Annotated in this window: 24 protein-coding genes and 2 tRNA genes; 11 read left to right on the forward strand and 15 right to left on the reverse strand. The window is 68.1% G+C overall.

The window, feature by feature from the left end; genetic code table 11:
- Positions 1–168 precede the first annotated feature (168 nt).
- The 3 genes from ACFC96_RS16210 to ACFC96_RS16220 form a co-directional block, all read right to left on the reverse strand.
- Positions 169–1,035, reverse strand: coding sequence for a hypothetical protein (locus ACFC96_RS16210; RefSeq protein WP_376255417.1), 867 nt, complete (start codon positions 1,033–1,035; stop codon positions 169–171).
- A 271-nt stretch (positions 1,036–1,306) separates the two neighbouring features.
- Positions 1,307–2,719 carry a DUF2252 domain-containing protein gene (locus ACFC96_RS16215; RefSeq protein ID WP_376613015.1) on the reverse strand — a complete coding sequence of 471 codons (1,413 nt, stop codon included), beginning with the start codon at positions 2,717–2,719 and terminating at the stop codon, positions 1,307–1,309.
- A gap of 311 nt (positions 2,720–3,030) precedes the next feature.
- A complete protein-coding gene (locus ACFC96_RS16220) occupies positions 3,031–3,408 on the reverse strand; it encodes a winged helix-turn-helix transcriptional regulator (RefSeq protein ID WP_376255415.1) in 378 nt (125 codons plus the stop codon).
- Between the two features lie 122 nt (positions 3,409–3,530).
- Between ACFC96_RS16220 and ACFC96_RS16225 the strand changes: the two genes are divergently transcribed.
- On the forward strand, positions 3,531–4,190 hold the full coding sequence (locus tag ACFC96_RS16225) for an FMN-dependent NADH-azoreductase (protein WP_376612797.1): 660 nt from the start codon (positions 3,531–3,533) through the stop codon (positions 4,188–4,190).
- Between the two features lie 713 nt (positions 4,191–4,903).
- Here ACFC96_RS16225 and ACFC96_RS16230 read toward each other — a convergent pair.
- The 3 genes from ACFC96_RS16230 to ACFC96_RS16240 all read right to left on the reverse strand — a co-directional run bounded on the left by ACFC96_RS16230 (position 4,904) and on the right by ACFC96_RS16240 (position 6,525).
- A complete protein-coding gene (locus ACFC96_RS16230; RefSeq protein WP_376612798.1) occupies positions 4,904–5,368 on the reverse strand; it encodes a hypothetical protein in 465 nt (154 codons plus the stop codon).
- 528 nt (positions 5,369–5,896) lie between these two features.
- Complete coding sequence (locus tag ACFC96_RS16235; protein ID WP_376612800.1) at positions 5,897–6,145, reverse strand: hypothetical protein; 249 nt, start codon at positions 6,143–6,145, stop codon at positions 5,897–5,899.
- Between the two features lie 296 nt (positions 6,146–6,441).
- Positions 6,442–6,525, reverse strand: a tRNA-Leu gene (locus ACFC96_RS16240).
- Between the two features lie 553 nt (positions 6,526–7,078).
- On the opposite strand from ACFC96_RS16240, the gene ACFC96_RS16245 reads away from it, so the two are divergent.
- The 6 genes from ACFC96_RS16245 to pknB all read left to right on the forward strand — a co-directional run bounded on the left by ACFC96_RS16245 (position 7,079) and on the right by pknB (position 15,294).
- On the forward strand, positions 7,079–7,975 hold the full coding sequence (locus ACFC96_RS16245; protein WP_376612802.1) for an FhaA domain-containing protein: 897 nt from the start codon (positions 7,079–7,081) through the stop codon (positions 7,973–7,975).
- A gap of 10 nt (positions 7,976–7,985) precedes the next feature.
- The gene (locus ACFC96_RS16250; RefSeq protein WP_376255407.1) at positions 7,986–8,516 is read left to right on the forward strand and encodes an FHA domain-containing protein; all 531 of its coding nucleotides are present in this window, start codon (positions 7,986–7,988) and stop codon (positions 8,514–8,516) included.
- A gap of 117 nt (positions 8,517–8,633) precedes the next feature.
- Positions 8,634–10,193 (forward strand): Stp1/IreP family PP2C-type Ser/Thr phosphatase, encoded by a 1,560-nt coding sequence (locus ACFC96_RS16255; protein WP_376612803.1) that lies wholly within the window; start codon positions 8,634–8,636, stop codon positions 10,191–10,193.
- A gap of 26 nt (positions 10,194–10,219) precedes the next feature.
- Positions 10,220–11,659 carry an FtsW/RodA/SpoVE family cell cycle protein gene (locus ACFC96_RS16260; RefSeq protein WP_376255405.1) on the forward strand — a complete coding sequence of 480 codons (1,440 nt, stop codon included), beginning with the start codon at positions 10,220–10,222 and terminating at the stop codon, positions 11,657–11,659.
- Complete coding sequence (locus tag ACFC96_RS16265) at positions 11,656–13,122, forward strand: peptidoglycan D,D-transpeptidase FtsI family protein (RefSeq protein WP_376612805.1); 1,467 nt, start codon at positions 11,656–11,658, stop codon at positions 13,120–13,122. The genes ACFC96_RS16260 and ACFC96_RS16265 overlap by 4 nt, the downstream gene beginning before the upstream one ends.
- A gap of 171 nt (positions 13,123–13,293) precedes the next feature.
- Positions 13,294–15,294 (forward strand): Stk1 family PASTA domain-containing Ser/Thr kinase, encoded by a 2,001-nt coding sequence (gene pknB / locus ACFC96_RS16270; RefSeq protein ID WP_376612807.1) that lies wholly within the window; start codon positions 13,294–13,296, stop codon positions 15,292–15,294.
- Between the two features lie 379 nt (positions 15,295–15,673).
- On the opposite strand, the gene ACFC96_RS16275 is transcribed toward pknB, so the two are convergent.
- From ACFC96_RS16275 to ACFC96_RS16300, 6 genes are all read right to left on the reverse strand, one after another.
- Positions 15,674–16,405, reverse strand: coding sequence for a class E sortase (locus ACFC96_RS16275; RefSeq protein WP_376255399.1), 732 nt, complete (start codon positions 16,403–16,405; stop codon positions 15,674–15,676).
- Between the two features lie 90 nt (positions 16,406–16,495).
- Positions 16,496–17,887, reverse strand: coding sequence for a class E sortase (locus tag ACFC96_RS16280; RefSeq protein ID WP_376612809.1), 1,392 nt, complete (start codon positions 17,885–17,887; stop codon positions 16,496–16,498).
- Positions 17,884–18,534: an aminodeoxychorismate/anthranilate synthase component II gene (locus tag ACFC96_RS16285; RefSeq protein WP_376255395.1), complete on the reverse strand. Its 651-nt coding sequence runs from the start codon at positions 18,532–18,534 to the stop codon at positions 17,884–17,886. The genes ACFC96_RS16280 and ACFC96_RS16285 overlap by 4 nt, the downstream gene beginning before the upstream one ends.
- A complete protein-coding gene (locus ACFC96_RS16290; RefSeq protein WP_127827559.1) occupies positions 18,534–18,692 on the reverse strand; it encodes a hypothetical protein in 159 nt (52 codons plus the stop codon). Before ACFC96_RS16290 ends, ACFC96_RS16285 begins: the two co-directional genes overlap by 1 nt.
- A gap of 31 nt (positions 18,693–18,723) precedes the next feature.
- Positions 18,724–19,470, reverse strand: coding sequence for a class E sortase (locus tag ACFC96_RS16295; protein ID WP_376612811.1), 747 nt, complete (start codon positions 19,468–19,470; stop codon positions 18,724–18,726).
- Positions 19,471–19,486: 16 nt separating this feature from the next.
- Positions 19,487–20,269, reverse strand: a complete 783-nt coding sequence (locus tag ACFC96_RS16300; protein ID WP_376612812.1) for a DUF881 domain-containing protein — start codon at positions 20,267–20,269, stop codon at positions 19,487–19,489.
- Between the two features lie 141 nt (positions 20,270–20,410).
- On the opposite strand from ACFC96_RS16300, the gene crgA reads away from it, so the two are divergent.
- Positions 20,411–20,668, forward strand: coding sequence for a cell division protein CrgA (crgA, locus tag ACFC96_RS16305; protein WP_116512061.1), 258 nt, complete (start codon positions 20,411–20,413; stop codon positions 20,666–20,668).
- A gap of 243 nt (positions 20,669–20,911) precedes the next feature.
- Here the strand turns inward: crgA and ACFC96_RS16310 are convergent, their stop codons facing one another.
- Positions 20,912–21,805: a rhomboid family intramembrane serine protease gene (locus tag ACFC96_RS16310; RefSeq protein WP_376255389.1), complete on the reverse strand. Its 894-nt coding sequence runs from the start codon at positions 21,803–21,805 to the stop codon at positions 20,912–20,914.
- 98 nt (positions 21,806–21,903) lie between these two features.
- Entirely contained in the window at positions 21,904–22,431 is a 528-nt protein-coding gene (locus tag ACFC96_RS16315) for a peptidylprolyl isomerase (protein ID WP_376255388.1), read from the reverse strand.
- A gap of 313 nt (positions 22,432–22,744) precedes the next feature.
- On the opposite strand from ACFC96_RS16315, the gene ACFC96_RS16320 reads away from it, so the two are divergent.
- Complete coding sequence (locus tag ACFC96_RS16320) at positions 22,745–23,452, forward strand: DUF5324 family protein (protein ID WP_376255386.1); 708 nt, start codon at positions 22,745–22,747, stop codon at positions 23,450–23,452.
- Positions 23,453–23,535: 83 nt separating this feature from the next.
- On the opposite strand, the gene ACFC96_RS16325 is transcribed toward ACFC96_RS16320, so the two are convergent.
- Positions 23,536–23,608: transfer RNA gene (locus ACFC96_RS16325), tRNA-Ala, on the reverse strand.
- Positions 23,609–23,790: 182 nt separating this feature from the next.
- Between ACFC96_RS16325 and ACFC96_RS16330 the strand changes: the two genes are divergently transcribed.
- Together ACFC96_RS16330 and ACFC96_RS16335 are read left to right on the forward strand one after the other, a co-directional pair.
- Positions 23,791–24,339 carry a helix-turn-helix domain-containing protein gene (locus ACFC96_RS16330; RefSeq protein ID WP_376255384.1) on the forward strand — a complete coding sequence of 183 codons (549 nt, stop codon included), beginning with the start codon at positions 23,791–23,793 and terminating at the stop codon, positions 24,337–24,339.
- A gap of 119 nt (positions 24,340–24,458) precedes the next feature.
- The gene (locus tag ACFC96_RS16335; RefSeq protein WP_376612814.1) at positions 24,459–26,216 is read left to right on the forward strand and encodes a serine/threonine-protein kinase; all 1,758 of its coding nucleotides are present in this window, start codon (positions 24,459–24,461) and stop codon (positions 26,214–26,216) included.
- Positions 26,217–26,222: the final 6 nt, after the last annotated feature.

The following is a 26,222-nucleotide window of genomic DNA, read 5'->3' on the forward strand; positions in this document are numbered from 1 at the left end:
GCCAGGCACCAGGGCGGTCAGCCGCCCGCACAACCGTCCCGTCGGCAAGGCAGGGCGGAACGACACTCGGGCCGGGGTGTCCTCATCCCCACCGACCGGCCCAGCTCTCCAGCTCTCCAGCATGCTCGCCAAGCGGCTCAACGACCACCAGCCTGTCCGACCGTCCGCTCAGTTGTCGGCAGCCTGCTCGCGCATCAGCCGCTCCAGCTCAGCCTCTCGCTCGGCGACCTGCGCGAGCAGCTGCTCCGCGATCTCCTCGAGCAGCCGGTCGGGGTCGTCCGGCGCCATCCGCAGCATCGCGCCGATCGCGCTCTCCTCCAGCTCCTGAGCAACAGCCGTCAGCAGCTCCTTGCGCTGCGCCAGCCACTCGAGCCGCTCGTACAGCTCCTCGCTCGGGCTGGGCTTGCGCGCCTCGGGCACAGGCCCCGCGGCCCACTCGTCGGACAGCTCCTTCAGCAACGCCTCGTCGCCCCGGCCGTAGGCCGCGTTGACCCGCACGATGAACTCTTCGCGCCGCGTCCGGTCCTTCTCGTCCTGCGCCAGGTCCGGGTGCGCCTTGCGGACGAGTTCCCGGTAGAGCTTGCGGGCCTCGTCACTCGGCCGCACACGCTGTGGCGGCCTAACGGGCTGATCGGTGAGCATGGCGGACGCCTCCGGCGAGAGACCGTCGCCGTCCATCCACTGGTCGAACAGCTCCTCGACCGCGGGCATCGGCATCACGCGCGCCCTGGCCTCGTCCGCCTTACGCCGGTCCTCCGGATCCCCGCTCCGGGCGGCGACCGCCTCGGCGATCTGCGCCTCGAGCTCGTCCAGGCGCGTATACATGGGGCCGAGTTTCTGGTGGTGCAGCCGAGAGAAGTTCTCCACCTCGACGCGGAACGTCTCCACCGCGATCTCGTACTCGATCAGAGCCTGCTCGGCGGCGAGCACAGCCCGCTCAAGCCGCGCCTCGGGCCGCCCCTCAGTAACAGGCTGCCCCTGCGGCTCAGCGGCAGGTGCCTCGGACGGGGTCGACTCGGCTTCCGGGGTCGTCACCCGTCCAGCCTAGGGCACGGGCCGGGATGCCCTGCTCGACGCCTGATTTCAAGGGTTCTGGGGGGCTCCCCTCCCTCCCCCGCCCCCTCCCACCCCACCCCAGATCAGCTCAATCCACCCCAGCCCACCCCAGCGCACGCCTCAGGCGCTCAAGCCCTCAAGCCTCCGCCCCAGCCTGACCCGCACGCTCCAGGCTCAGCACGACCCGCACCCCACGATCAGGGACCCGCGACTCACGCCCCTCAGCCCAACCCCCCTCACCCAAACCCCTTCAAACTCCCACCTCAGCCCCTATCCGCCCCTCCCGCACAGCCCTGACCAGGGATGCGTGGTCCTGTTCCGTGCGGTCCGCGTAGGTGACCGCGAACTGAGCGATGGCCTCGTCCAGTTCCTCGTTCTTGCCGCAGTAGCCGGCGATCAGTCGGGGGTCGGCGCTGTGTGCGTGGGCGCGGGCGAGGAGCGCGCCCGTCATGCGGCCGTAGTCGTCCATCTGATCGGCGGCGAGAGCCGCGGGGTCGACACTTCCCTTGCGGTTTCTGAACTGCCTTACCTGGAAGGGTCGTCCGGCCACAGTCGTCCAGCCGAGCAGGATGTCGCTGACGACCTGCATCCGCTTCTGTCCGAGGACCACACGCCGCCCCTCATGGGTGGGCGTCGGCGTCTCGAAGCCGACTGCGGGCAGGTGGGGCAGCAACGCGGAGGGGCGGGCTTCCTTCACCTGGAGCACGAGCGCCTCTCCCCGATGATCGAGGAGCAGCACCACGTACGACCTCGTGCCGACACTGCCGGTACCGACGACGCGGAAGGCGACGTCCTGGATCGCGTAGCGGCCGAGCAGAGGCAGGCGGTCTTCGGAGAGTGTCCGCAGGTAGTCGCCGAGGGATGCCGCGACCTCGGACGCCTCCCCGTCGGGTATGCGGCGCAGCACGGGTGGTGCGTCGACGAAGCGTCGGGTGCCGTCCTCGGCCGGCTCGGTGGATCTGGCGGCGAATCTTCCGCTGGTGTTGTTGCGAGCCTTCTCGGATACGCGTTCCAGCGTGCCGACGAGGTCGTGGGCGTCGGTGTGGGAGACGAGTTCCTCGTCGGCGATGGCGTTCCACGCGTCGAGGGCGGGCAGTTTGGCCAGCAGACGCATCGTGCGGCGGTAGGAGCCCGCCGCGTAGTACGCGGCTTCCCGGCAAGTGCCCTCGTCGGCCCCGGCTTCGCGGCCCGCGAGGACGAGTGAGGTGGCGAGTCGCTTCACGTCCCATTCCCAGGGGCCGTGCACCGTTTCGTCGAAGTCGTTGAGATCGATGACGAGGCCGCCGCGGGCGTCGGCGTAGAGGCCGAAGTTCGCCGCGTGGGCGTCTCCGCAGATCTGGGCGCCGATACCGGTGACGGGGGTCTGTGCGAGGTCGTGGGCCATGAGGCCGGCGGATCCGCGCAGGAACGCGAACGGGGTCTCCACCATCCTGCCGACCCGTATGGGCGTGAGCTCTTCGATCCGGCCCAGGTTGGACTCCTCGACCGCGGCGACGGCGTCGGGGCGTGCGGGGTGCAGGGTGAGGGCCGCGTGGGCGGAGCGCGGTACGCGGCCGCGCAGGACCTTGCCCTCCTGCTTGGGTGATCCGGAGCAGGGTCGCGTCGCGAACCCGTCGACGGCCCGCAGTCGTCGAGCCGCCGGTTCTGGTTCCTCACGCTGCACCGGTACCGCCGTGTCGAGCTCGGTCACGCGGACCGCCTCCCCCGTCTCTGAACATCAACTGGCAACGACCGTACCGCCGTCGGCCAGAACCCGTCAGAGCCTGTGGACAACCCCGCGATTGTGGAAACAAGAGCGCGGAACCGGAGTGAGGACACAGGAGAACCGCACCCGAGCGGGACCACAGGACCGAACCCGAGCACCGACCTCGAGCCCTCGGCCCCTGCCATGGAAACAAAACGTACGGGCGGCGTCGGAACGTATGGGCGCGATCGAAGCCCTCCTCGCACAGCCTCGCCACCCGCCCCCCTCTACTACCCCTCAGGCAGATACGCCTCGGCCCATAGCCCGAGTTCCTTGAGTGCCGGTTCAAGGGCGGCGCCTGCTTCCGTCAGGCGGTAGGCGACGCGGAGAGGGGGGCCTTCGTCGACCTCGCGTACGACGAGGCCGGCGGCGCCGAGTTCGGTGAGGCGGTCCGAGAGCATGCGCTCGCTGATGCCGGGAATGGCGCGGCGAAGGTCGGCGAAGTGGACGGGGTGCTGGAGGAGCACGGAGACGACGAGTCCCGTCCAGCGCTTGCCGAGCAGGCCGAAGACGCGGGTGATGCCGCTGTCGACCCGCTTGCACGCTTCGGGGGTGTGGGTCCCCGCCTCGCATGCGGAGCCGCTCTCGTGTTCCCCATTGCCCGCCATGCCTTCAGAGTACTGCCCTCCCGTAGGGGACTAAATAAAAGTAAGTTACTGTTCATAGAGTAGCTCCGAACAGAACTGCACCTACCTACGTGGCCGAGCGGCCGCACCTTTGGAGACCCCCAATGCCCACGCTTCTGCACGTCGACTCGTCCGTCTGGCCCGGCTCGGCCTCCGCATCCCGCACCGTCGCCGACGCCTTCCGCAAGACCTGGGAGGAGCAGCACCCCGACGGCACCGTGATCTACCGCGATCTGGCCGTGAACCCGGTCCCGCACCTGGACGCGGTCGGCGCCTCCGCCGGTTTCGCCGACCCCGCCACCCACAGCCCGGAGCAGGCCGTGGCCTTCGCCGAGCGTCTGAAGCTCATCGAGGAGCTGGAGCAGGCGGACGCGGTGCTGATCGGCGCCCCTATGTACAACTTCTCGATTCCGTCGACCCTGAAGGCCTGGCTGGACCAGGTGATCCTCATGGGACGCACCGCCGGCGAGACGCCGTCCGCCAAGGGGACGCCGGTCACGGTCGTCGCGAGCCGTGGCGGCTCGTACGCGCCGGGCACCCCGCGCGAGCCCTTCGAGTACGTGCAGAACTACCTGCGTGACCTTCTCGGCACGATGCTGGGCCTGGACGTGGACTTCATCGTTCCCGAGCTGACCCTGGCGCACACGACGCCGGCGATGAGCGAGCTCATCCCGCTCGCGGAGGCGTCCCGCACCAAGGCCCTGGAGGATGCGGACGCCCGGGCCAAGGAGCTCGCGGCACGCTTCTCGGCCGACGCCGCCTGACGCTCCGCGCCGTCACCGACGCGCACGGAAGCACTGCGGTTTCGAGGGGTCCCCCGTCCGGTACGGCACTGGGGGACCCTTCACCAATCACTGTGATTGTCCTCACGGTCGAACCCGCCGAACCCGCCGAGCCCGCCGGAGCCGCCGAACCCACCCGAGCCCAGCCCCGCTCTCAGGACCGGCACCCACCGACCCAGGACCCGCACCCACACACGGTCGCCCACACCGGGAAAACGCGGAAGCCCCGCAGATCTGAGACCTGCGGGGCTTCCGACCTTTGCGGGGCACCGACGAAGGGCAATGATCAGGCCTAATGAGTCCGCCGACGTAAAGACCGTTCCCGGCCTGCTGGCACAGATTCCCTACGGCACAGGCCAGGGGCGCGAAAGCCTTGAGCGTCCAGCACCCACAGCCCGCGCTCCGCACTCAACAACTGAAGTGGCATCTCTGCCGGCCCACGTCGTTATGCCCGAACTCACTCACTGTCTCTACTCCTCTTCCCTGCCCACGCCAGGAAGGCCCATCGAGTGAGTGCTCCTACCAGAGCGGCAACGACGATCGCCCCCCAGTCGATGACGTGCGGAAGCCCAGGGAAGAAGGCGAAGAAGGCGAGTGTCACGACGAAACCCGCCACAAAAGCGGCGATCCCAGCGGGCCTCCGCCGCGCCTCCCATCCCAGGTCTCGCTCCTGCTGTCGATCAATCATGAACGGCTCACTTCGTGATGTGGTGACACTGGCTCACTCGGCGCACCCCGTTGACGTGGAGATGCGCACACGCCTTTCCATAACGAGGCAACGTCTGAGGAGAGTTGTTCCGCATCGGATCGATCTTGCACTCGGGGTGCGTTCGCCCCCGGGAGACCCTGTACGTCCTGTTGTCGGTGTCCGCGTACGTGAAGTCGATGCGCCAGTTACAGAAGCCAGTGCCGAGCGCGGCGACAAAAGCACAGTCGACGCCGGCGTTCTGGTAGGTGATCTTCTTCCCGCCGCCCCGGATGATGTGGGTGAACGCGCATCCGGTCGGAACTTTCATCGTCATCCCGCCAACGCTGTACTCGAAGGTTCGGACAGGAGTCGATCCGACAGCGCCGGCCTGCGCCACCGATGAACTCGTCAGCAAGAGAGCGCAGGCGGAGGCAATGGCCATGAAGGGCCGGGATCGATAACGCGCGAACATGAACAAACACCTTTCGTCGGAGAGTCTCTCCGATCGAAAAGAACTCCTACGCCGCGATCATGTTTCTGATTGATCGGATGGTTCACCGGCTTGAGTGATCAATAGTTAGTGTGCTGACCAGCTGATTCGTTTCTTCGGTCCGCTCATCAAACTGTCTGCCAATCATTTCGGACAGTGCCGCAGCCGACAGCAACAGCCCGCCGAGTGAGCCCATCAATGACTACCGCGCAGGTCCGTTCGGCATGTGGGATGAGACTCACGACGAAATCCCGTGGCCTGGGGGCAGCCGATACGCCGCCTCCTCACTCAAGCCACTCAAGCCACTCAACAATGTGACCAGCCGAGGCCGCCGAGGCCCGGTGCACGATCAAACCGCGCGCCCTCAACGGTGGCATCCCCCCATCGACCCTGAACCCAGCCCCATCGGACCGCTCTAGGTCTGCCGCCTGCGCCGCATCACGCCCGCCCAGGTGCAAGGCGCCAAGCACTGGCAGGCCCTCGGTGTGGGGGCACCGAAGGGCAGAAGATCTACTTCCGGCTCCGCAACAGCGTCGAAGGCCACAAAGGCTGCACGAAGAACCACCTACCAACGGCATCGGAGCATCCGGCACTCACCGCATCGCCGGCCAGGCCGTCCCGCTCGTCTACCAGCCGGCCCGCGCCAACAGCCGGACGATCAAGAACTGGGTCGAAACCCTCGCGCTCGACGACCAGCGACCCCGTAGACAACACCATCACCGGCTGCCGAACGAAGCCGATCGGCAGCTCGAACCCCACCGACCATCTGGCACCGACCGGCTGACCAGCCGTCGCAGCCCACAGCCCACAGCCCACAGCCCACAGCCCACAGCCCACAGCCACGCAACTGCACAACTGCACAACTGCAGATCAAGAAGAGCAGGGCCGGCTCCGTGACGTTTGTCACGGAGCCGGCCCTGCCGTACAGATGCCGTCCTGGACCACGACGCCCCAGCGGTCACAGCCAGGGTCAGATGGACGATCGGACAACGAGAAACGGGCCCTCACCAGGACTTTCGTCCCTGGTGAAGACCCGTTTCGTCGGTTCTTCTCTGTGCGCGAGGGGGGAGTTGAACCCCCACGCCCTTTCGGGCACTGGAACCTGAATCCAGCGCGTCTGCCTATTCCGCCACCCGCGCATTGGGTGTGCCTTCCGGTCCCTCGCCCTTTCGGGGTGAGCGCCTTCCGACATGCAGAAGATTAGCACGCTGCAGAGGGTGGATTCACATCCGTTTCCGCGGGCACCTGCTGGGCATGCCCACCCCCGCTGACCTCGCATCCGATGCGTCCGCCGGCAGCCCTGAGCACTCAGCCAACACTCAACCGGCACTCCACCAGCAGTCCACCAGCACTCCGCCGGTACTCCGCCGGCCGTCCGAAGCCTCCGAAGGGGATCACGCCAGCCTCCAAAGGGGACGCACGCCACCTCGCAGCGCCCCTGCTCCTCAACTCCAGCGCCGACCCCGTCCACCCCTCCGATCCAGCCTCCGCCCCCAAGCCGGACCCCGACCTTCCCCGTCCCCTCCCGGCTCCCCCGCCGCGTGCGGGACACTGTCCAGGGACCCCCTCTACGATCCAGCTGTGAGGGTCGACACTCATCGACCGGGCTGACAGGGGGAACCAGCCGATTTCCCGGTGCGTGGATACGATCAGTAAGCAGTACCAGGACGAAAACGAAGGAGGAGGTGCCCCATGGGAGTCCTGAAGAAGTTCGAGCAGCGTCTCGAGGGTCTGGTCAACGGCACCTTCGCCAAGGTGTTCAAGTCCGAGGTCCAGCCCGTCGAGATCGCCGGCGCCCTCCAGCGCGAGTGCGACAACAACGCGACGATCTGGAACCGCGAGCGGACCGTCGTCCCCAATGACTTCATCGTGGAGCTGAGCGCGCCGGACTTCGAGCGCCTCAGCCCCTACTCGGGGCAGCTCGGCGACGAGCTGTCCGGCATGGTGCGCGACTACGCGAAGCAGCAGCGCTACACCTTCATGGGACCGATCAAGGTCCACCTGGAGAAGGCGGACGACCTGGACACGGGTCTGTACCGCGTACGCAGCCGCACGCTCGCGTCGAGCTCCAGCCAGCAGCAGTCCCAGCCCTCCCAGCAGCCGCCGCAGCCAGGCCGGGGTCCCGCTTCGGCGCCCCCGGCGGCGGGCGGAGGCTACGGCTATCCGCCCGCGGCGAACGCTGCCGGCGGGTACGGCTACCCGCCGGCGAGCGCGCCGCCGATGCCCGCGGGGCCGCCTCCGAGCCGCCCCGGCCAGGCACCGGCGGGAGCTCGGCCGCGTAACCAGGCAGGACCGCTGCCCGGCGCTCAAGTGCGTCACTGGATCGAGATCAATGGCACACGCCACCAGATCTCGCGCCCCACGCTGGTCCTCGGCCGCAGCACCGAAGCCGATGTGCGGATCGACGACCCCGGCGTCTCTCGCCGGCACTGTGAGATTCGGACCGGAACGCCCTCGACGATCCAGGATCTCGGGTCCACCAACGGCATCGTGGTGGACGGGCAGCACACCACCCGCGCTACGCTCCGCGACGGCTCGCGGATCGTCGTGGGCAGTACCACCATCATTTACCGGCAAGCCGAAGGGTGAAGCGGGGGCAATGTCAGAGCTGACCCTGACGGTCATGCGGTTGGGTTTCCTGGCCGTTCTGTGGCTGTTCGTGATCGTGGCCGTCCAGGTCATCCGCAGCGACCTGTTCGGCACGCGCGTCACCCAGCGCGGGTCGCGTCGTGACAGCGGGCGCCAGCAGCAGGCGGCGGCCCGCCAGGCCGCGCCGCCGCAGCAGCGCGCCCAGCAGCAGAACAGCGGTGGAGGCGGCGGGCGGCAGCGCCGCGGCGCCCCCACGAAACTCGTCGTCTCCGAGGGCACCCTCACGGGGACCACGGTGGCGCTGCAGGGCCAGACCATCACGCTGGGCCGTGCGCACGATTCGACGATCGTCCTCGACGACGACTACGCGTCGAGCAAGCATGCCAGGATCTACCCGGACCGGGACGGACAGTGGATCGTGGAGGACCTCGGGTCCACCAACGGCACCTATCTCGACCGGTCTCGGCTGACCACCCCGCAACCGATTCCGCTGGGCGCGCCGATCCGCATCGGCAAGACCGTCATCGAGCTGCGGAAGTAGTACGACAATGAGCGAGCGGAGCGAGCGAGCCGACGCGGTCACCCAAGACCTGAGCGCGCTCCCGACCGGAGGGTGGGCACCGTGCGGATGTACCCGGAGCCGACGGGCGAGGTGCGCATGAGTCTGTCACTGCGCTTCGCCGCCGGATCGCACAAAGGCATGATCCGCGAGGGGAACGAGGACTCGGGCTACGCCGGTCCGCGTCTCCTCGCGATCGCCGACGGCATGGGGGGTCAGGCCGCCGGTGAGGTCGCCTCGTCGGAGGTGATCTCCACGATCGTCGCGCTCGACGACGACGTTCCCGGTTCCGACATCCTCACCTCGCTCGGCACGGCAGTGCAGCGGGCCAACGACCAGCTGCGGATGATGGTCGAGGAGGACCCCCAGCTGGAAGGCATGGGGACGACCCTGACCGCTCTGCTGTGGACGGGGCAGCGTCTCGGCCTCGTGCACGTCGGCGACTCGCGCGCGTATCTGCTGCGCGACGGTGTGCTGACGCAGATCACACAGGACCACACCTGGGTGCAGCGCCTCGTCGACGAGGGCCGCATCACGGAAGAGGAAGCCACCACTCACCCGCAGAGGTCCCTCCTCATGCGCGCGCTGGGCAGCGGTGATCACGTCGAGCCCGACCTCTCCATCCGTGAGGTGCGGGCCGGTGACCGTTATTTGATCTGCTCCGACGGCCTGTCCGGCGTGGTCTCCCACCAGACGATGGAGGAGACCCTCGCCAGCTACCAGGGCCCGCAGGAGACCGTGCAGGACCTGATCCAGCTGGCGCTGCGCGGCGGTGGCCCGGACAACATCACGGTGATCGTGGCGGACGTCCTGGACATCGACAGCGGTGACACGCTCGCCGGTCAGCTGTCCGACGCCCCGGTCATCGTGGGCGCGGTCGCCGAGAACCAGCAGCACCAGCTGCACGACGGCGGCGCGATGCAGACCCCCGCGGGCCGTGCGTCGGAGCTCGGCCGCGGGTCGGGCAGGCAGGTTCCCGGGCAGGGCGGCGGTGGCGAGTTCGGCCCGCCCGGCAGCGGCGACCCGGCCGGTTACGCTCCTGAGGGAAGCTTCGGCTCGTACGGGGACGACGACTTCGTCAAGCCGCGGCGCGGCCGTAAGTGGCTCAAGAGATCCTTCTTCATCGTCCTGGCGCTGGCCGTCGTGGGCGGTGGCCTGTACGGCGGCTACCGCTGGACGCAGACGCAGTACTACGTCGGTTCGAACGAGTCGCATGTCGCGCTGTACCGCGGCATCAGCCAGGACCTGGCGTGGGTGAGTCTGTCGAAGGTCGAGACGGACCACCCCGAGATCGAACTCAAGTACCTGCCGCCGTACCAGCGCAAGCAGGTCGAGGCGACGATCACCGAGGGCAGCTTCGGTGACGCCAAGGACAAGATCGGCGAGCTGTCGCTGCAGGCCTCGGCCTGCAAGAAGGACGCCGAGCGCCGTCAGGCGGAGAACGAGCAGAACGCGAAGACCGGCGAGGGCGAGGCGGGTGGCACCACAAGCGCCACCAAGACGTCTTTCACCACGTCACGCGCTTCGGCGAAGACAGCGCCGAGTCCGACACCCACGCCGTCCGGAACGGCCAAGTCCAAGACCGCACCGACGCCCACACCTGGCCCCAGCCTCTCGGAGGATGAGCAGAAGCTGGTCCCGCTGTGCGGTAAGCAGTAAGCAGCCGTTGGGGGCCTTTGCACGCCATGAGCAGTAGCACTACACACACGTCGACCATCGGCGCGATCGGTGCGCCGAGCCGGCGCAACACCGAGCTCGCGCTCCTCGCGTTCGCCGTCGTCATCCCCGTTTTCGCGTACGCGAACGTGGGCCTGGCGATCGACGGCTCGCTGCCCGCCGGGCTCCTGGGCTACGGCCTGGGCCTCGGCCTGCTCGCGGGCGTCGCGCACATCGTCGTACGCCGGTTCGCGCCGTACGCCGATCCGCTGCTCCTGCCGATCGCGACTCTGCTCAACGGCATGGGTCTGGTCATCATCTGGCGCCTGGACCAGTCGGAGCGCCTGCAGCAGCTGGCAAAGTCGTCGTACGGGTCGTTCAGCCCGGACGCGCCGAACCAGCTGATGTACTCCGCGATCGGCATCGCCCTGTTCGTGGGCGTGCTCATGCTGCTCAAGGACCACCGCATCCTGCAGCGCTACACGTACATCTCGATGGTGGGCGCGCTGATCCTGCTGCTGCTGCCGCTCGTGCCGGGTCTCGGTATGAACGTGTTCGGCGCGAAGATCTGGATCAGCATCGGCGGGTTCTCCATCCAGCCCGGTGAGTTCGCGAAGATCGTCATCGCGGTGTTCTTCGCGGGCTATCTGATGGTGAAGCGGGACGCGCTCGCGCTGGCCAGCCGACGTTTCATGGGCCTGTACCTGCCGCGCGGCCGTGACCTCGGACCGATCATCGTCGTCTGGGTGATGTCGATCCTGATCCTGGTCTTCGAGACGGACCTCGGTACGTCGCTGCTGTTCTTCGGCATGTTCGTCGTGATGCTGTACGTCGCCACGGAGCGCACCAGCTGGATCGTGTTCGGTCTGCTGATGTCGGCGGTCGGCGCGGTCGGTGTCGCCTCGTTCGAGCCGCACGTGCAGAGCCGTGTCCAGGCGTGGCTCGACCCGATGCACGAGTACCTGCTGAGCAGGCAGGGCGTCGCCGGTCACTCCGAGCAGGCGATGCAGGCCCTGTGGGCGTTCGGCTCCGGTGGTGTGCTCGGTACGGGTCTCGGCCAGGGCCACTCCGACCTGATCAAGTTCGCCGCGAACTCCGACTTCGTCCTCGCCACGTTCGGCGAGGAGCTCGGCCTCGCGGGCATCATGGCGATCCTGCTGATGTACGGGCTGATCGCCGAGCGCGGTCTGCGCACGGCGCTCGCGGCCCGTGACCCGTTCGGCAAGCTGCTCGCGGCCGGTCTGTCCGGCGCGTTCGCGATCCAGGTGTTCGTCGTCGCCGGTGGTGTCATGGGTCTCATCCCGCTGACCGGTATGACCATGCCGTTCCTCGCGTACGGCGGTTCCTCCGTGATCGCGAACTGGGCGCTGATCGGGATCCTGATCCGTATCAGCGACACCGCGCGCCGCCCGGCGCCGGCCCCCGCTCCCAGCCCCGACGCCGAGATGACCCAGGTGGTCCGACCGTGAACAAGCCCCTGCGCCGGATCGCGATCTTCTGCGGGCTCCTCGTCCTCGCCCTGCTGATCCGCGACAACTGGCTCCAGTACGCCCAGGCCGACAAGCTCCAGTCCGACAAGCAGAACCCGCGCGTCGCCATCGAGCGGTACGCGCAGCCGCGCGGCGACATCATCGTCGACGGCAAGTCGATCACGGGGTCCGTGGCGACGGACGGCACCGACCTCAAGTACAAGCGGACCTGGAAGGACGGGCCCATGTGGTCGCCCGTCACCGGGTACGCCTCGCAGCTGGTCGGCGCGACCCAGATCGAGTCGATCGAGGACGGCATCCTCACCGGCAACGACGACCGGCTGTTCTTCCGCCGCACCCTCGACATGATCACCGGCAAGAAGAAGGAGGGTGGCAACGTCGTCACCACCCTCAACGCCGCGGCGCAGAAGGCCGCGTACGACGGTCTGAAGAACCGGGGCAAGGGCGCCGCCGTCGCGATCGACCCGAAGACCGGTGCGATCCTCGCGATGGCGTCGACGCCGTCGTACGACCCGTCGTCGTTCGCCGGGATCCTCCAGAAGGACGGCAACACGTTCGGCAAGCTCGACAAGAACAAGGACAAGCCGCTCACGAACCGCGCGCTGCGCGAGACGTACCCGCCCGGCTCGACCTTCAAGATCGTGACGGCGGCGGCCGCGCTGGAGCACGGGCTCTACACGAACCCCGACACGAAGACCGACACACCGCTGCCGTGGATCATGCCCGGCACCACGACGCCGCTGAAGAACGAGGGCAACATCCCCTGCAAGGACGCGACGCTGCGCGTGGCGCTGCGCTACTCCTGCAACACCGTCTTCGGCAAGATCGGCGCCGACCTCGGCAACGACAAGATGCTGGAGACCGCGGAGAAGTTCGGCTTCAACAAGCAGCAGTTCACCCCGGTCCGTTCGAACGCGTCCGTGTTCTCCAAGGAAATGAACAAGTCGCAGACGGCGCTGTCCTCGATCGGCCAGTACAACACCGCGGCCACGCCCCTGCAGATGGCCATGGTGGCCTCCGCGGTCGCCAACGGCGGCTCTCTCATGGAGCCGTACATGGTCAGCGAGCTCCAGGCGCCGAACCTCGACACCATCGAGCAGCACACGCCGAAGGAGATGAGCCGGCCGCTGTCGGAGAAGAACGCCCAGATCCTTCAGTCGATGATGGAGACGGTCGTCAGCGAGGGCACCGGCACGAACGCGCAGATCCCCGGCTACACGGTCGGCGGCAAGACGGGTACCGCCCAGCACGGCCTCAACAACAGTGAGAAGCCTTACGCCTGGTTCCTCTCGTACGTGAAGGCCAAGGACGGCAGCTCGCCGGTCGCCGTGGCCGTGGTCGTCGAGGACGGCAGCGCGAACCGAGACGACATCTCCGGTGGCGGTCTGGCCGCGCCGATCGCCAAGAGCGTGATGGAAGCGGTGCTCAACAGCAAGAAGTGAGTCCGGTCACGTGTTCTTCACATCGGTGCACGTTGCGATACCGGTCCTGTATCGGGTGACGGTCTCGGGCAGGTCAGGCACGACAGGCCGGGTACGGTATGCCCGGACAGCACACCGCCCGACCCCGCACGGGTGACGGTCGGGACCGACGGAGAGGGCTGGTAGGTAACCATGGAAGAGCCGCGTCGCCTCGGCGGCCGGTACGAGCTGGGCCAGGTGCTCGGCCGTGGTGGCATGGCGGAGGTCTATCTCGCCCATGACACCCGGCTCGGCCGCACCGTGGCAGTGAAGACGCTACGCGCCGACCTCGCGCGCGACCCGTCGTTCCAGGCCCGGTTCCGCCGGGAGGCCCAGTCGGCCGCCTCGCTCAACCATCCCGCGATCGTCGCCGTGTACGACACCGGTGAGGACTACATCGACGGGACCTCCATCCCGTACATCGTGATGGAGTACGTCGACGGATCCACGCTGCGTGAGCTGCTGCACTCCGGGCGCAAGCTGCTGCCCGAGCGTGCCATGGAGATGACGATCGGCATCCTCCAGGCACTCGAGTACTCGCACCGCGCGGGCATCGTCCACCGTGACATCAAGCCGGCCAACGTCATGCTGACGCGGACCGGCCAGGTCAAGGTGATGGACTTCGGCATCGCCCGCGCCATGGGCGACTCCGGCATGACGATGACGCAGACGTCGGCCGTGATCGGCACCGCCCAGTACCTCTCCCCGGAGCAGGCCAAGGGCGAGCAGGTCGACGCGCGGTCCGACCTCTACTCGACCGGCTGTCTCCTCTACGAGCTGCTGACCGTACGGCCGCCCTTCGTGGGCGACTCCCCGGTCGCCGTCGCGTACCAGCACGTGCGCGAGGAGCCGCAGCCTCCGAGCGTCTTCGACTCCGAGATCACGCCCGAGATGGACGCGATCGTCCTCAAGGCCCTCACCAAGGACCCGGACTACCGCTACCAGTCCGCGGACGAGATGCGTGCCGACATAGAGGCGTGCCTCGACGGACAGCCGGTCGCGGCGACCGCGGCGATGGGCGCCGTCGGCTACGGCGGCCACCCGGACGACCAGCAGACCGCGATGCTGCACCCGCAGAACGGCGGCGGCCAGACGTCGATGCTGCCGCCGGTCAATCCGGACGACGGCGGCTACGGCTACGACGACCGCCCCGACCGGCGCCGTCAGAACCAGAGCAAGAACCGCACGTCGACGATCCTGCTCGTCCTCGCGGGCGTCCTCGTGCTGATCGGCGCGATCCTGATCGGGAAGTTCTTCATGGACGGGAGCGGCGCGAGCAACGATCCGTTCGCGGCTCCGAAGTTCGTCGGCAAGACGGTCCCCGAGGCCCGGCTCGCCGCCAACAACACGCACCTCAAGCTGGACGCCTCGAAGAAGGAGCCCTGCGACAAGTTCCCCAGGGGCCAGATCTGCACGCAGAACCCTGCCGCGGGGACCGACGTCAAGAAGGGCGACACCATCACGGTGACGGTGTCGACCGGTGCGCCGAAGGTCGCGGTGCCGAACGTCATCGACGACAACGTCGACGACGCGACGGCCAAGCTCGAGGGCAACGACTACCAGTTCGTCGTCGAGACCAAGTCGAAGGAGTCCAGCGCCGACCCGGGCACGGTCCTCGACCAGGACCCGACCCCCGGCAAGGAAGTACAGAAGGGGAGCACCATCACCCTGACTGTCGCCAAGGAGAAGAAGCTCTCCACCGTGCCGGACGTCTCCAACAAGACGTGCGAAGAGGCGAAGGCGCAGCTGGCCGACAACGACCTCAAGGGCACGTGCACCGAGGAGGAGAACGCGTCGGTCGAGGCCGGCAAGGTGTTCTCGCAGAGCCTCGCCGCCAACTCCCAGGCCGAGCCCGGCTCCACGGTTGCCCTGAAGGTCGCCAAGGCGGCCCAGCAGATCACGGTGCCCGGTGACATCGCCGGCAAGAAGCTGAAGGACGTACAGAAGCAGCTGACGGACCTCGGTCTCGTCCCGGCTCTGGCGCCCGGCTCGCCCAACGACCCGAACTCCACGGTCGTGACCAGCCAGCCCGGCCCCAACTCGCCGGTGAACAAGGGCGACACGGTCACCCTGCTCACCACCCCGTCCGGCCAGAACAACGGCGGGAACGACAACGGCGGCGGCGGGATCTTCGGAGGCGTCACCGGCCACTAGGCGCCCGCCCGTCATTGACGCCCGTCATTGACGCCCGTCATTGACGCCCGTCATGAGAGAACCCCGGTACCGCAGACGCGGTGCCGGGGTTCTTTCGTGCGGGCTCTTCGGGGGGTGTGGATTCGGGGGTTCTACGCTCGGGGTCTTCAAGAGGTGATGCGGAGTTCTACGCGCGAGCTCTTCGGGTGGTGATTCGAGGCTTCTACGTGCGGAGGTTCTTACGAACGGGGCGCTTGGGCGCGCAAGAGAGCTCACGTGCGGGTCGCTCACCTGTGCCGGTGGCGCCGTCCGCGCAGCTCCTGCGGGGGCGTCGTCATCAGCTCAGCTCCGGCGGAGGCATCGTCGTCAGCTCAGCTCAGCTCCGGCGAAGGCATCGTCGTCAGCGCAGCTCCGGCGGAGGCGTCCGATCGCTGTCCACCTTGTCGATCCGCTCCAGTTCGCCCCACACCACATAGCGGTACATGGACGTGTAGACGGGTGTGCACGTCGTCAGCGTGATGTAGCGGCCGGGCTTCTTCACGCCCGACTCCTTGGGGACCGGGGCGAGGACCTTCACGTTGTACTTCGACGTCTGGGGGAGGATGTCGTACACCTTGTAGACGTACCACTTGTCCTTCGACTCGAAGACGATCGGGTCACCCTTCTTGATCTTGTCGATGTTGTGGAACTTCGCCCCGTGCCCGTCCCGGTGCGCGGCGAGCGTGAAGTTGCCCTTCGCGGCTGCCGGCAGCGCGGACTTGACCGGGTCGGTGTAGTAGCCGGCGACACCGTCGTTGAGGATCTTCGACGAGGTGCCCTTCTCGACGAGCACCTCACCGTTCTTCATCGACGGCACGTGCAGGAAGCCGATGCCGTTCTTGGTGTCGAGCGCGCCGGGGCCGCCATGGTCGGCCCACTGGTCACGCACCTTGTCGCCCTGCTTGTGCGCGGCGCGGTCCGCGACCACGTTCGTCCACCACAGCGAGTAGGCGACGAACAGGCCGAGGACCAGGCCCACCGTGATGAGGAGTTCACCGAAGAGACTGACGGCGCCGGCGATGCGGCCACGGCCTCGTCGTGGCGCGGGCGGCGCCTCGCCGGCCCGCTCGTCGTGGTCGGTCGTCGCTGCCACTGCTTGTGCCCCGTCCCTGTCCCTGAACCTGTGCCTGCGCCTGTTACCTGCTGCTTACTACCTGCTGCTTGCCGCTTGCCGCCCGCCCCGCTACTGCACGAGCGCGTCCGGCTTCCCCTTGCTGCGCGGCCGTTCCTCGACCATCTTGCCCCAGACGATCATTCGATACGTACTGGTGAATTCCGGCGTGCACGTGGTCAGCGTGATGTACCGGCCCGGAGCCGTGAACCCGGATCCCTGCGGGATCGGATTCAGGACGGTCGTGTTGCTCGGCGGGGTCTGCGGAAGGATGCTCGTCATCTTGTACACGTAGTACGTGTCCTGCGTCTCGACGACGATCGGATCGCCCGGCTGAAGCCGGTTGATGTAGCGGAACGGCTCCCCGTGCGTGTTGCGGTGCCCCGCGACGGCGAAGTTGCCGGTCTTGGCACTCGGCATCGCCGTCTGGATGCTGTCCTTGCCGTAGTGGCCGACCATGCCGTGGTCCAGGACCTTCGTCTTGCTGATGCCCTCGGCGATGGGCACGACGACGTCCAGCTTCGGAATGTGCATGATCGCGAAGCCCTGGCCGGGCGCGAACTTGTCCGGCTCGCGCTTGCCGTTCGCCCAGTCGTCCTGAAGGTGGTGCGCCGCGCTGCCCGCCTGCTGGTGGGCCCGTATGTTCGACCACCACAGCTGGTAGGTGACGAAGAGCAGCATCAGCACGCCGATGGTGATGAACGTTTCGCCGATCGCCCGGCTGGCGACCTCGCCGGTGCTGGGCCTGCTCGCCCTCGCGGCCCTGCGCGCTTCCAGGCGGCTGCGCGGCGGGGAGGCGGGCTCCGGACTCTGCGCGGTCGCCGCCGAGTGCCTGCCGCCGTGCTTGGCGGCCTTCCTGCGCGCGGCCCGGCCACCGGTCACCACGGGCGCGACGGCGGAGTGCCCAGGCGTGCCGGAGTCGGACTCGGAGGCGGTGTCGATGTCGGTGTCGGTGCCTACGTCGGTATACGCGGCTGCGCCCGTGCCGGGTTCGACTGTTCGCCGGGTGTCCGCGGTGCGCAGGGCTACCGTCTCGTCGTCCGGGACGGGCCGCGGCGGGCTCGCCTCGTACTCGCGGGCGGGCGGCACGTACGCGGACTGCGGCGCCTGCTGCACCTGCGACTGCGGCGTCTGTGAAGCCTGTGGTGTGTGCTGTTCGCCGCCGTACCAGTCCTGCGCGTAGCCCTGCGGGTCGTACCACTCCTGCTCCGGCTGAGGCGACGGCTGGGCCTGGAGCGGCTGTTGAGCGTGCGGCTGGGGTTCAGGGTACGACTGGGGTTGAAGGTACGGCTGGTGCTCCTCGGACTCGTCCGCGGCGCGGAACCAGGGCGAGGGGTGCTGCCCGGGCAGTGGATCGTTCAGCGGGTCGCCGAGACTCTGAACGGCCGCCTCGAACGCACCGGCAGCCTCGTACGGTTCCTGCTCGTACGAGGCTCCCTCGCGCTCGGGGCGCAGGGCGGTCACGCCGAGGCCCTGCCCACGACCGGGGCGAGCCCGGCCGATCGTGCCACCGCGGTCTTGTCGCCGCAGGCGGCCAGCCAGTTGGCCAGCATCAGATGACCGTGTTCCGTGAGGACGGACTCGGGGTGGAACTGCACGCCCTCGACGAGCAGTTCACGGTGGCGCAGGCCCATGATGATGCCGTCCTCGGTACGCGCGGTGACCTCGAGCTCGTCGGGGACCGTGTCCGGTTCGGCGGCGAGCGAGTGGTAACGGGTCGCCGTGAACGGGTTCGGCAGCCCCGCGAAGACGCCCTTGCCCTCGTGGCGCACCAGGGACGTCTTGCCGTGCAGCAGCTCGGGGGCACGGTCCACGACGCCGCCGTACGCGACCTGCATGGACTGCATGCCGAGACAGACGCCGAAGACGGGCACCTCGGTCGCCGCGCAGTGCCGCACCATCTCGACGCAGACACCGGCCTGTTCGGGAGTCCCCGGGCCGGGGGACAGCAGTACGCCGTCGAAGCCGTCCTGCGCGTGCCGCGTCTCGACCTCGTCGTTACGCAGCACTTCGCACTCCGCGCCCAGCTGGTACAGGTACTGGACGAGGTTGAAGACGAAGCTGTCGTAGTTGTCGACCACGAGAATGCGGCTGCGGCTGCGCTCGCCCACTAGTTGTTCACCGTCACATCGTTGAAGGGCAGCAGGGGCTCGGCCCACGGAAAGACGTACTGGAACAGTACGTAGACCACCACGAGGACGAGCAGTAGCGAGATCAGTGCTCTGATCCACGTGTTTCCCGGCAGATGCCGCCAGATCCAGCCGTACATGCCGTCCCTTCCGTCGCCGTACGGCAACAGACTAACGGCGCAGGGCCTCCGGTTTCCCGGCCTCTGCGGGCTGGGTGGCATCAAGGTGCGCCCAGACGATCAGCCGGTGGCTGTGACCCCACTCCGGCTCGCACGTCGTCAGCGTCAGATAGCGCCCCGGCTCCTTGTACCCGGACTTGCGCGGCACCGGGTCGATGACGGCGACATCGCTGGGCAGCGTCTTGTAGGGCTTGGTGTCGATGCGGTACGTGAACCAGGTGGCGCCGTCGGTGAGGACGACCGCGTCACCGGGGCGCAGCTTCGGGAAGTCCTTGAACGGGTCGCCGTAGGTGCGGCGGTGGCCGGCGACGGAGAAGTTCCCCTTCTGCCCGAGCTGCGCCGTGCCCGCGTAGTGGCCGAGGCCCTTCTTGAGGATGTCCACGCCCGTCCCCTGGAGCACCGGTTTGTTCCACGTGAAACCGAGCCGGGGGATGTACATGACGGCGAACGGCTTGCCGTCCTTGTAGGGGGCCGGGGTCTGGGGCAGGCTCTGTTCCTGGTCCTGGGCGGAGCTCTGGTCGTCGCTCCGGCTCTGACCCGGCGACGGGCTCGGGCTGGGCTGCTCGACCGCCACCGACCCCTGGGACCACTGGTTCTGGAGGGTGTCGATCTGGTGGTCCATGGCGCTGTCGGCCTTCACGCCGGTCCAGAACAGCACGTAGGCGACGAACAGGACGATCAGTGCGCCGACGGTGATGCACAGTTCACTGAATGTCCTGACGACCACTCGGACCGACACAGGCTCCCCCAGGCGGCTACTCCACGGGCTTCGCGTAGTGGAGATCCACTGTGCCGGAGTAACCGGGAAGAGTCACCGCCCCGTCGTCCTCGACTTTCCAGCCGAGCCCGTAGGCGTTGACGTAGAGCATGTAGTTCTGGATCTGGGGCGAGGCGGCGAGAGCCTTCTTCAGCTTCTCCGGGTCCCCGACCGCGGTGATCTTGTACGGAGGCGAGTAGACGCGGCCCTGGAGGATCAGGGTGTTGCCGACGCAGCGCACGGCGCTGGTGGCGATGAGCCGCTGGTCCATGACCTTGATGCCCTGCGCACCGCCGTTCCACAGGGCGTTCACGACGGCCTGGAGGTCCTGCTGGTGGATGACCAGGTCGTTCGGCTGGGGTTCGGGGTAGCCGGGGAGCTTGGCGGTCGCGTTCGGCGGGGCGTCCGCGAGCGTGACCGATACGGCCTGCCCGCGCAGTTTCTTGGTGCCGGACGCCTTCTCCAGGGCGGACAGTTTGGCGTCCTGGGCCTTGGTGCCGGCGCCGCCGTGCTGGGTGAGGGCGTCGACGTCGTCACGGATCGCGCCGTTGGACTCCTCGAGCTGGCCGTTCTTGTGACTGCGCTCCTGGATGAGATCGGAGAGCTTCAGCAGCGAGGCGTCCGTGCGGATGTTGGTGCCCTTGGCGGTGTTGAAGCTGGTGAAGAAGATCAGCCCGGCCAGGGCGAACACGGCCACCGTCAGAAGGCGCACAGGTCGCAGGCGCACACGGGGGCGGCCCCCGCCGGGGGGCTCACCCTGGGAGTCGGCAGAATTGCTCAACGTACCCTTATCTCCTTCAGCGCCGCGGAAGCACTACGCTAACGGACGCCCGGGGGAGCGCCCAGATTCCCCTTGTACGCTGCCCGGAGCCAGCCCACGTTCCCTGCGCGGCCACGCAGCGCATCGACAGGAGAGACCCTCGTGCCGAAGTCACGTATCCGCAAGAAGGCCGACTACACGCCGCCGCCGGCGTCGAAGCAGGCGGCGAATATAAAGCTGACCAACCGGGGCTGGGTGGCCCCGGTGATGCTCGCGATGTTCCTGATCGGGCTTGCCTGGATCGTCGTCTTCTACGTGACCAACGGCACCCTGCCGCTGGATGCGCTCGGCAACTGGAACATCGTCGTGGGCTTCGGCTTCATCGCCGCCGGGTTCGGCGTTTCCACGCAGTGGAAGTAGCTCTGCCCCTAGCTATCCACTGAGTTATCCACAGCTGTTTCCACAGTGGGGAAAAGGTCGGAAGATCTGTGGATAACCCACCGGGTGTTGACGCCGGTGTGACTGACGCATCGCAGCTCGCCCACATGTTCGCCCCTTGTCCTGGCTGGGGAAACCCAGGTCAGCGACGAGGGGCACACTTGTTCCCCACCGAGTGCACAGGATCCGGCACCGTCTGTGGACAACGTGGGCCACAGACCGAGCTCAAGTGAGCTGGGACGTCCTCACAAGCACAGTGACGACCACCACGGCGAGGACGAGCGCACAGGTCCCGTACTGCACCAGCGAGCGGTGCGCCCTGGGCGCGTGGACCATCGCGTACCCGACGACCACACCGGCGACGAGACCGCCGACGTGGGCCTGCCAGGCGATGTTTCCCCACGTGAACGTGAAGAGCAGGTTCAGCGCGAGCAGGCCGATGACAGGGCGCATGTCGTAGTTGAGGCGCCGCACCAGCACCGCGGTCGCGCCCAGGAGTCCGAAGACGGCGCCGGACGCACCGAGGGACTGTTCGCTCGGCCCCGCGAGCGCGTAGGTCAGCGCGCTGCCGGCGAGCCCCGAGACCATGTACAGCGCGATGTAACGGGCCCTGCCGAGCGCCGCCTCCAGCGGTCCGCCGAGCCACCACAGACCCAGCATGTTGAACGCGATGTGCCACACCTCCTGGTGCGTGAACATCGACGTCACCAGGCGATACCACTCGCCGCCGGCCACTCCCTGGTTCGGGACGTAGGGCGCGGGAGGCCACGCCCCGATCAGAACGAAGTCGGAGAGCAGCCGGTTCCACACGTGGACCGCGATGAACACCGCGACGTTGATCCCGATGAGGATCTTCGTGACCAGGCGCGGGTCTGCCGCGATCGTGCCGCCCGTGATGGTCCTCGGTCGGCTGGCCGCCGGACCGTGCCCCGTTCCGGAACCGCCCCGCACACAGTCCGGGCACTGGAAGCCCACCGAGGCGCTGACCATGCAGTCCGGGCAGATGGGCTTGTCGCAGCGGGCGCAGCGGATCCCGGTCTCACGGTCGGGATGCCGGTAGCAGTGGGGCTGACCCTGTGCGTCCTGAGGGCCCTGCGGACTGCCCGGCACCTGATCCATCGGAAATCCCCTCGTACGAAACGCGCGCGATCAACACATGGCCCCGCCCATCCTTACGGATGAGCGGGGCGGATTGGTTCCCGTCGGCCCGGTTCGCGTCAGCGGGTCTCGATGACGACGGACTCGATGACCACGTCGTTGACCGGGCGGTCCGTGCGCGGGTTCGTCTGCGTGGTCGCGATGGTGTCCACGACCTTCTGGCTGGCCTCGTCGACGACCTCGCCGAAGATCGTGTGCTTACGGGTCAGCCAGGCCGTCGGCGACACCGTGATGAAGAACTGGGAGCCGTTGGTGCCCGGGCCGGCGTTCGCCATGGCCAGCAGGTACGGCTTGTCGAAGGCCAGGTCGGGGTGGAACTCGTCTCCGAACTGGTAGCCGGGGCCGCCCGTGCCGTTCCCCAGCGGGTCACCGCCCTGGATCATGAAACCGCTGATCACCCGGTGGAAGACCGTGCCGTCGTAGAGCTTGTCCGTGGACTTCTCGCCCGTCTCCGGGTTGGTCCACTCCCGCTCGCCGCGAGCGAGCTCGACGAAGTTCTTGACCGTCTTGGGCGCGTGGTTCGGCAGCAGCCGGACTTCGATGTCGCCTTGGTTGGTCTTCAAGGTGGCGTAGAGCTGCTCAGCCACGATCTGCCTTCCGTTGCCTTCTGTGACGTCCCGATCCTCGCACGCCCCCGCAGACTCGTCGCCCGACGGCAGCCGCAGAATTTCCGGCCGAGTCGCCGCCGAGGAGGCGCGTCGTACGGCGATCCGTGGCATTGTCGTCCACAGGCCTGTCTTGCACCGTATTGATCAGTTATTGCCTGGAGTACCTCGGTACGTCCGACGGCTGCTTGTGCCCCGAATGCTCGCCCTCGCATGCCTCATTGCCGTCCGGCAGGCATGATCCGAAAAAGGGTGGAAAGGTGAAAACCTGTACGCCACCGAGGAGGAGGATCCCGTGACCCGCATCGACAGCGTGCGCGCCGCCACCAGCTCGGCGAAGGACAGCGTGCTGCACGCCGCGGAAGTGGTGGCGCCCTACGCCGAGACGGCCAAGGACCGGGCCGCACTGTATGCGCAAGAAGCACGCGTACGGCTCGCGCCCGTGATGTCGCAGGCTGCGCAACAGACCCGCGACCAGTACGACACGTACCTCGCGCCGCATCTCGAACAGGCCCGCACCCATGTGCCGCCGAAGGTCGACCAGGCCGCGCAGGAGGCAGCCGTCCGCACCCGGAAGGCCGCCCGCCAAGCCGCCGTCTACGCCAAGCCGCGGATCGAGCAGGCCGTCGCCGCCGCCCAGCCCGTCCGCGAGGAGGCGACCGCCCGCAGTATCGCGGCGATCGCCGCCCTGCGGGGACAGGTCTCACCGAAGGAGATCAAGAAGCTCGCCCGCAAGCACGAACGGCGGGCCCGGGCCGGACGTGTCGCCAAGGGTCTGCTCATCGTCGGCATCGTCGCCGGGGGCGCCTACGCCGCCTGGAGATGGTGGGACAAGCAGGCCAACCCGGACTGGCTGGTGGAACCGCCGGCCGCGACAGAGGTTCCGGACACCACGCCCCTGTCGTCGGTGGACGGCAGCGGTCAGAACGCCCTCGACCCCGAGGTCCAGGCCAAGCAGGCCGAAGCGGAGGCGGACGCCGCCGACCGCGACGACCGCGACTGAGCCTCGGACGATCAGTAACGCCGTAGGGCGGGAGACCAGTGGTCTCCCGCCCTACGGCGTTCACGTGTTTCACGTGGAACCTGTGGAGCCTAGGAGATTCGAACTCCTGACATCTGCCTTGCAAAGGCAGCGCTCTACCAACTGAGCTAAGGCCCCGAAAACGACACGTCGAACCGGAAGAAGCGCGATCCGGTACGCATCGCAGACCAGAGTACCGGGTCACCCCCCAGATCTCGCAAAAGGATTGGGGGTCCCGGTCCACGACCACTCTCCGTAAGATGCCCCACGTGGTTCGCGGCAGCGAACCGCCGTATTTGGGGAAGCGATGGGGAGACGCAATGGACGCCGCACAGCAGGAAGCTACCGCAAGAGCCCGGGAGCTCCAGCGAAACTGGTACGGAGAGCCGCTGGGGGCGCTCTTCCGTCGCCTCATCGATGATCTGGGCCTCAATCAGGCCAGGCTCGCGGGGGTTCTCGGTCTGTCCGCGCCCATGCTGTCCCAGCTGATGAGCGGTCAGCGCGCGAAGATAGGTAACCCGGCCGTCGTCCAGCGCGTCCAGCAGCTCCAGGATCTGGCAGGTCAGGTCGCCGACGGAAGCGTCAGCGCCGCCGAGGCCACCGAGCGTATGGACGAGATCAAGAAGTCACAGGGGGGCTCGGTGCTCACCAACACCGCTCAGACAACCACCAGTTCGGGCGCGCCCACGGTCAAGCGTGTGGTCCGCGAGATCCAGTCGCTGCTGCGCTCCGTCTCCGCGGCCGGGGACATCATCGATGCGGCGGACACCCTCGCCCCGAGCCACCCGGAACTGGCAGAGTTCCTACGGGTCTACGGCGCCGGGCGCACCTCCGACGCCGTGACCCACTATCAGGCGCACCAGAGCTGATCCCGGCCGAACGGTAGCGACAACGGGCCGGCCGCGAGTCCCGCGGCCGGCCCTGGGCCGCGGGACCATCCGAGAGGCCGGACGCGTCGTGACGGCCGAGGGGGGAGCGACGCACCACGATGGGTGAGGTCTTCGCCGGACGCTACGAACTGGCCGACCCGATCGGTCGCGGGGGAACAGGCGCCGTATGGCGCGCCTGGGACCACCGGCGCCGCAGATACGTGGCCGCCAAGGTCCTGTTGCAGAGCGATGCCCACACCCTGCTCCGCTTCGTGCGTGAACAGGCACTGCGGATCGACCACCCCCACGTCCTCGCCCCGGCCAGCTGGGCTGCGGACGACGACAAGGTCCTGTTCACCATGGACCTCGTCGCCGGTGGCTCACTCGCGCATCTGATCGGTGACTACGGCCCCCTGCCACCGTCGTTCGTGTGTCTCCTCCTGGATCAGCTCCTGGCCGGCCTCACCGCGGTGCACGCGGAGGGGGTCGTGCACCGCGACATCAAGCCCGCCAACATTCTTCTGGAGGCGACCGGCACCGGCCGGCCTCATCTGCGCCTCTCGGACTTCGGCATCGCGATGCGCAAGGGCGAGCCCCGGCTCACCGAGACCGACTATGTGGTGGGAACGCCCGGCTACTTCGCCCCCGAACAGGCGATGGGCGGTGAGCCGGACTTCCCGGCAGACCTGTTCGCCGTCGGTCTCGTCGCTCTGTATCTGCTCCAGGGCGCCCGGCCGGACTCCAGGGCACTGATCGAGCGCTTCACCGACCACGGCACCCCTGGTGCGCCCCAGGGCATTCCCGGCCCGCTGTGGACCGTCGTGGCCGGTCTGCTGCAGCCTGATCCCGTAGCGCGCTTCCGTACCGCGACAGGGGCGCACAAGGCCCTCCTGGCCGCCGCCGAACTGCTTCCCGAGCCCGGACCCGACGACGAACTGGTCGAGGTCTTCGACCAACTCGGCTCGCTCCCGCCGGGGTTCGCCCCGAACGGCCCGACGACGACTTCCCGGGCGGTCGCCCCCGGCCTCGTACACGCCCCGAACGGGAACCAGGGCGCCACGGGCCGGTTCACGACCCTCAAGCCCGCACCGGCGCCAGGAGAGGCCCTGCCGGCGCTCCCCCCGGAGCCCTCGACACCGGCGCCACCACCGCCCCCGCCGTACGCACCCGCAGTGCCGGACGTCGCACCGCCAGAAGCCTCCACTCCGAGGCCCACCACGCCCGCGCCCCCAGGGCCGGCATCCACCACACCGCAGACCGGCATGCGCGGCAGCAGCATCACGCCCCGGACCACCCCGTCGGGGACCGTCACGCCCGAAACCGCCCCGCCCGGAACCACCCCGGCCGGAACCACCCGGACTCGTGCCGACCTGTCCGGCACCAACATGTCCGAGACGGGCAGCTTCCACCTGCCGCCGCCCCCTCCCGCGCAGCCACCCGCACAGCCACTCGCGCACACCCCGCCGGAACCGCGGCCGATCACCCCCACGACCGCTCCTGAGTACACCCCCCACCCAGGCCCCCACCTGCCAGCACCACAAGCACCACCACCAGCCCCACCGACCGGCCCGCACTCCCATGAGCCCTCCCCTCACGCCCCGGTCACGCCCGCATCCACGCAGCGCTTCTACGCCGCTCCCGCTCCAGGCCCTGCTCCGGCGCCCGCCCAGCCCGCCTCTATCTCTACGTACACCGCCCAGAGCGTTCAGGTTCCACTCGTCGGCCGGCCGGATTCCGGCGGCACGGCCGCGAACCCGGCGCCTCATCGGAGGGTGCGGATAAGGCGGCCGGGACCGCCCGCGAAGGTGGCGATCCCGGTGCTGTTCGTTGCCCTGGTCAGTTTCGCGGTGGGCATCTGGGCGCTGACCCAGGCCTGAGAAAGC

This window comes from Streptomyces sp. NPDC055955, from assembly GCF_042270245.1.
Taxonomy (GTDB): domain Bacteria; phylum Actinomycetota; class Actinomycetes; order Streptomycetales; family Streptomycetaceae; genus Streptomyces.

Excerpts from the sequence above, each read along its gene's own strand:
- ACFC96_RS16220 (WP_376255415.1), bottom strand. The coding sequence starts at position 3,408 with ATGGCGGGCAATGGGGAACACGAGAGCGGCTCCGCATGCGAGGCGGGG.
- ACFC96_RS16225 (WP_376612797.1), top strand. The coding sequence starts at position 3,531 with ATGCCCACGCTTCTGCACGTCGACTCGTCCGTCTGGCCCGGCTCGGCC.
- ACFC96_RS16230 (WP_376612798.1), bottom strand. The coding sequence starts at position 5,368 with ATGTTCGCGCGTTATCGATCCCGGCCCTTCATGGCCATTGCCTCCGCC.
- ACFC96_RS16245 (WP_376612802.1), top strand. The coding sequence starts at position 7,079 with ATGGGAGTCCTGAAGAAGTTCGAGCAGCGTCTCGAGGGTCTGGTCAAC.
- ACFC96_RS16250 (WP_376255407.1), top strand. The coding sequence starts at position 7,986 with ATGTCAGAGCTGACCCTGACGGTCATGCGGTTGGGTTTCCTGGCCGTT.
- ACFC96_RS16255 (WP_376612803.1), top strand. The coding sequence starts at position 8,634 with ATGAGTCTGTCACTGCGCTTCGCCGCCGGATCGCACAAAGGCATGATC.
- ACFC96_RS16260 (WP_376255405.1), top strand. The coding sequence starts at position 10,220 with ATGAGCAGTAGCACTACACACACGTCGACCATCGGCGCGATCGGTGCG.
- pknB (WP_376612807.1), top strand. The coding sequence starts at position 13,294 with ATGGAAGAGCCGCGTCGCCTCGGCGGCCGGTACGAGCTGGGCCAGGTG.
- ACFC96_RS16290 (WP_127827559.1), bottom strand. The coding sequence starts at position 18,692 with ATGTACGGCTGGATCTGGCGGCATCTGCCGGGAAACACGTGGATCAGA.
- ACFC96_RS16310 (WP_376255389.1), bottom strand. The coding sequence starts at position 21,805 with ATGGATCAGGTGCCGGGCAGTCCGCAGGGCCCTCAGGACGCACAGGGT.
- ACFC96_RS16330 (WP_376255384.1), top strand. The coding sequence starts at position 23,791 with ATGGACGCCGCACAGCAGGAAGCTACCGCAAGAGCCCGGGAGCTCCAG.
- ACFC96_RS16335 (WP_376612814.1), top strand. The coding sequence starts at position 24,459 with ATGGGTGAGGTCTTCGCCGGACGCTACGAACTGGCCGACCCGATCGGT.